The 4,831-nt window shown below is 56.6% G+C and carries 3 protein-coding genes; 2 read left to right on the plus strand and 1 reads right to left on the minus strand.

What is annotated here, in order from left to right; all coding sequences use genetic code 11:
• On the minus strand, nt 1-198 hold a 198-nt coding region (locus Q1M07_RS00660), incomplete at its 3' end, for a hypothetical protein (RefSeq protein WP_300449272.1).
• Between the two features lie 509 nt (nt 199-707).
• Here Q1M07_RS00660 and Q1M07_RS00665 point away from each other — a divergent pair.
• The gene (locus Q1M07_RS00665) at nt 708-2,690 is read left to right on the plus strand and encodes an AAA family ATPase (RefSeq protein ID WP_034911350.1); all 1,983 of its coding nucleotides are present in this window, start codon (nt 708-710) and stop codon (nt 2,688-2,690) included.
• A gap of 2 nt (nt 2,691-2,692) precedes the next feature.
• Complete coding sequence (locus Q1M07_RS00670; protein WP_034911349.1) at nt 2,693-4,597, plus strand: ATP-dependent helicase; 1,905 nt, start codon at nt 2,693-2,695, stop codon at nt 4,595-4,597.
• Nucleotides 4,598-4,831 lie beyond the last annotated feature (234 nt).

Raw genomic sequence — 4,831 nt, forward strand, 5'->3', positions numbered from 1 at the left:
GATGGTCGAGAGAATATAGGTGAGGCGCTGGGTTTCCAGCGTGCTGGCGGTACGGATGGCATCTTCCAGTTGCGAAACGCGGGTGTGCAGGTTCTTGATGGTATCACCAACGCACCAGCGGGTTTCCAGTGCGGCCCGGAAGGCAGGCACGTCGTCGGCCCATCGCGAACCAAGGTGATGGTCCTGGGTTTTGTGCAATCCACGGTTGGCTGCATCAGAATGCGGATGGCCCGAATGTCATGGTAAATACGGCGCGCCAGCCATGTCGACGGTGGGCAAAAATGGCTGGATGGCAACTTTCGGCCAGAAGCGGACGGCGGAGATTCTTCTCCAAAGCCGACGCTGACCCTGAGCAATCAACCATAACCGGTCAGTCGGCTGGGGGGATGTCAATTTCCGCTCCTGACCGAGCGGTATGCTCCGGAAAGCAGTCAGCAGGTGTAGGATGGTGTCGGTCGGGAACCGGCCAGGAAACGACCTTCATGCCAACCGTGTCGACGGTCGGCTTCTCGGCCAATCCTGCCGTTGGCTTTCCGCGCCCAAATTGACGGCAATGGAACGGTTACCTGTCGTTCAGTCTTTAGAGGTTCCATACGGCACTTTGGCTGGCAGGAGCGCTTCTACTGAAGCTAAACCGATTCACTGAGCTACTATAGCCAAGAGGGTTTCCATCGCTAGAACCCAGTGCTGTGCGAAAGAAAGAGCCAATGCTTATCGAATCTATAACGCTATCGGGTTTCCGTTGTTTTGGGCCTGACCCGATCACAGTGCCTATTTCAACGGGTATTACGGCTGTCGTCGGCCCTAATGCGGCCGGGAAAACCGCTCTTTTGGATGCCCTGTCAAAAATGTTTGGCGTCTCGCGCACGCAGCGCACTGTACAGCGTTCGGATTTTCACTTGGGTGTGGAGGATGATCCTGAGGACCGCGAACCCAAGGACATGCTCATCGATGTGTTTATCGGTTTGCCCGAGCTAGCCGATGGCACAGCGACACCGGAGACGATCGCTCCCTCATTCCGACATATGCTCATCGAACGAGAAGGGGAAACGCCAGTTTGCCGTCTGCGCCTCGAAGCTCGGTGGGAAGATGACGGAACGATCGAGGGCGAAGTTTCACAGGAGCTTTTCTGGGTTGACACGCTTGACGACGATCCGGGTGAGGATGCGTGCCACCCGGTTTCCGTAGCGGACCGAGGCTTGATCCAGCTCTACTACACACCTGCCAGCCGCGATGCGGCAGCTCAGGTTCGGGCAACGACCGGCGCACTCGCCGCCCGTCTGCTCCGTGCTATCGAATGGTCATCCAAGACAGAAAAGGCCGTTCAAGATGCCACCGAAAGCCTTGCCACTGCATTCGAGGGTGAATCGGCGATCGCCGCGATCGGTGAAGCCTTGCAGGCGCGCTGGTCGGGCCTCCATGACGATGTGGTTGATACTAAACCTAGGCTCAGCCTGGTCAGTCGTCGGTTCGAGGAAGTCGTCAACAAGATTGCTGTCATCTTTGAGCAGGGACCAGACGGTCAAGAGCGCGGCCTCGACGCTCTGAGCGATGGACAGCAATCGCTTTTGTATTTCGCTCTGGCTGCGGCCGTTTTCGATCTGGAACGTGCGGTGGTGGCAGGCACGGTCGAAGGATTTCGTGACGACACCCTACGTATCCCCGCACTAACGCTGTTCGCTCTGGAGGAGCCGGAGAACCATCTCTCGCCTTACTTCCTCGCCCGCATCATCCGCCAGGTTCGCTCGCTGACCGATGCAGGGGGTGCTCAAGCCATCATTACCAGCCACTCACCGGCGGTTCTGAGCCGCGTCAATCCGTGTGAAGTCCGCTACTGCCGCTGCGATCCGAAAACACGTGTCTCGTCGGTGAAGAAGGTCAAGATCCCGGCTGGGACTGACGAGGCTGCTAAGTTCGTTCGTGGCGCTATGCTCGCCTACCCAGAACTCTATTTTGCCCGCTTCGTCCTACTTGTCGAAGGCGATTCGGAGCGGATCGTTTTGCCTCCTTTGGCTGAAGCGCTCGATCTTTTGATCGACCCCGCATTCGTTGCCATTGTTCCCTTGGGGGGACGGCACGTGCAGCATTTTTGGCGCTTGTTGGCCCACCTTGGCATTCCGCACGCGACCCTCCTAGATCTTGACCTAGGGCGCGAAGGTGGTGGCTTTGGCCGGGTAAAGACGGCGATCGAAAAGCTCGTCGACGTTAATGTGCCTAAGGAAAAACTCTTGAAGATCGACAAGGGCATCTTGTCCGACGCGGATTTTGCAAAGATGCATACGTGGGAGGATGCAGAGGATCAGAACAAGCTCATGGGTTGGGTCGATAGTCTCAAGCCTCATGGCGTCTATTTCTCAGCACCACTAGATCTTGATCTAGCTATGCTGGAAGCGTTCCCCGATGCATATCAAGCCATCATCCCCAAGGGCGGCGGTCCGAGGATGGCTGTCGATAAAGCGGCAGAAGTAGTGCTAGGAACCGCTGGGCTAGGGCTCAAACCCTATGCTGGACCGTTTAAAGGCTATCCTGAACTTCTTCCGGGGTATCGCTATCACTTTCTCACCAACAGCAAGCCAGCAACGCACATCGCAGCCCTGACGCACATCAAAAAGAAGGACTTGGAGAAAGGCATGCCAGTCGTGCTCGCAGAGGTTCTCAAACACGTTGCCAAGTCGCTGCGGAGGGACTAGGCATGGCCGTGCTATCGCGACGTGTTAGCCCGGATGACTGGAAGCCGGTGGGCGTCAATGCGCTCGAAGCGAATGCGCTATCAGTGGTTCGTTCGGCCAACAACCGGTCCGTCATTGCTGGCCCTGGCGCAGGGAAGACAGAACTGCTCGCGCAGCGTGCTGCCTATCTTCTTCAAACGGGCACGGCACCCGCGCCCAGGCGCATCCTTGCGATCAGTTTCAAGCGTGACGCAGCGACAAACCTCGCTGCGCGAGTTCGGCAGCGCTGCCATCGCAGTCATGCTGAGCGTTTCGACTCGATGACGTTCGACGCCTTTGCGAAAGGGTTGATCGACCGCTTTGGTCAAGCATTGCCTGAGCGCTGGCGGCCAAGGCCCAACTACAAAATTATGTTCCCCGGTGATCGAGATTACCGTGAGTTCCTGTCTCGACAGGTCGGGGCACCTCCAGCATCGATCGGCACCCACGCTGACATCCAGGCCATATCTGTGAAGGCTTTCGAGCGTCGGCACCTGGTGGGATCACCACTCCCGATAGACGGTTGGCCGCTTCCGACACCTGCCCAGTGGGCTGCGAATCGTTTCTGGCAAACGTCACTCCACGAAGGCAAAAAAAGTGTCTTGTCATTTCCCATGATCGGACGACTTACCGAACTACTGTTGCGGGTTAATCCGATGGCGCGTGATGCGCTTCGACTGACGTACTCGCATCTGTTCATGGACGAGTTTCAGGATACGACACAGATCCAATATGACTTGGTCTGCATCGTCTTCCTCCACACCGACACTGTGATTACCTCCGTTGGGGACAACAAGCAGCAGATCATGCGCTGGGCAATGGCGATGGACGATCCTTTCACCGCCTTTGATGGAGATTTTGGCGCGACAAGAACGCCGCTCTACAACAACTATCGCTCCTCACCTGAGTTGGTGCGTATCCAGCACGTCTTAGCGCAGGCTTTGGACACCCGAGCCGTGGCGCCGGTGTCGAAGACCGCCGGTACGATTGCTGGAGACAGTTGCGCTATTTTGGATTTTTCGACGCCAGAGATTGAGGCGAAGCGCTTGGCTGCTTTTGTCGCAACCGAGATGAAGACCTACACACTTGGCCCGCGCGACTTTGTATTGCTAGTCCGGCAGAAGGCGAACGAATACGCCGCAGTTCTAGAACCAGCGTTTGTGACTGCGGGGATTCCTCTGCGCAACGAAGCTGGAATGGTCGGATCGATCATGCTCCAGGACTTGCTTGTGGAAGACGTGTCCGGCCTGATTGTGTCACTTCTGCGTCTCGCCATGGCCACTCGAGCAGGGCGGCATTGGACGAAGTGCCAAGAGGCCCTCATCACCCTACGGGGAGTCGCTCCCGACGATGAGGTTGCGCAGGCTAGGCTTGCCCACGAGTTGGATGAATACGTACTTGAACTCAGCGCCTCCCATCCGAATCCTCCGAGATCGAAGACTGTGTCACGCTCGATTTTAAACGATATCCTAGGGTTTATTGGTCGTGAGAGGATGATCGCTGTTCATCCCGCTTATGGACAAGGCGATTGGCTTGAAAAAGTTCTGGATTCAGCTACAGAGCATCTATTGGCATCGTCTAGCGGTAAGCTTGATTGGTCGTCAGTCCTTGACGCGTATGAAGGTATCCATGCAATCCCTCTGATGACGATCCATAAAAGCAAGGGCCTCGAATACCATAGCGTGATATTCGTAGGATTAGACGATGGCGCATGGTGGAGCTTTTCCAACGATCAAATCGAGGCTACAGCAGGATTCTTTGTGGCATTCACGCGCGCAAAACAACGCGTTGTCTTTACATACTGCGCGCAACGCGGCACGCGAACGAAGATTGCGACTCTTTATCAGCTCTTGACGAGTGCCGGAGTCAGGAGCACTAAGGTTGCCTAACTGTCGCACCTCCATAGCCCTCACCGTCAAACGGCTTTTACTGGCCTGTCCGAGGCAGCGTCTCTCCTCGTCCGGATTCTCCCTGGTCGCGCCAGCGCGGCCCCATAACACAACCAACCCCGCTCTTGGTAGCTTTACATCTGTCGCTTCACCCGCATGGCCAGCGCGCTGACGCCCATGAAGGCAACACCCATCAGGACCAGCGAGATCGGCCAGCCCAGTGAATCGACGAAA

Origin of the sequence: Accumulibacter sp., assembly GCF_029255285.1 — a bacterium.
Classification (GTDB): domain Bacteria; phylum Pseudomonadota; class Gammaproteobacteria; order Burkholderiales; family Rhodocyclaceae; genus Accumulibacter.

Bases quoted from the DNA above. Each gene is read 5' to 3' on its own strand.
- Q1M07_RS00665 (WP_034911350.1), top strand. From the start codon at position 708: ATGCTTATCGAATCTATAACGCTATCGGGTTTCCGTTGTTTTGGGCCT.
- Q1M07_RS00670 (WP_034911349.1), top strand. From the start codon at position 2,693: ATGGCCGTGCTATCGCGACGTGTTAGCCCGGATGACTGGAAGCCGGTG.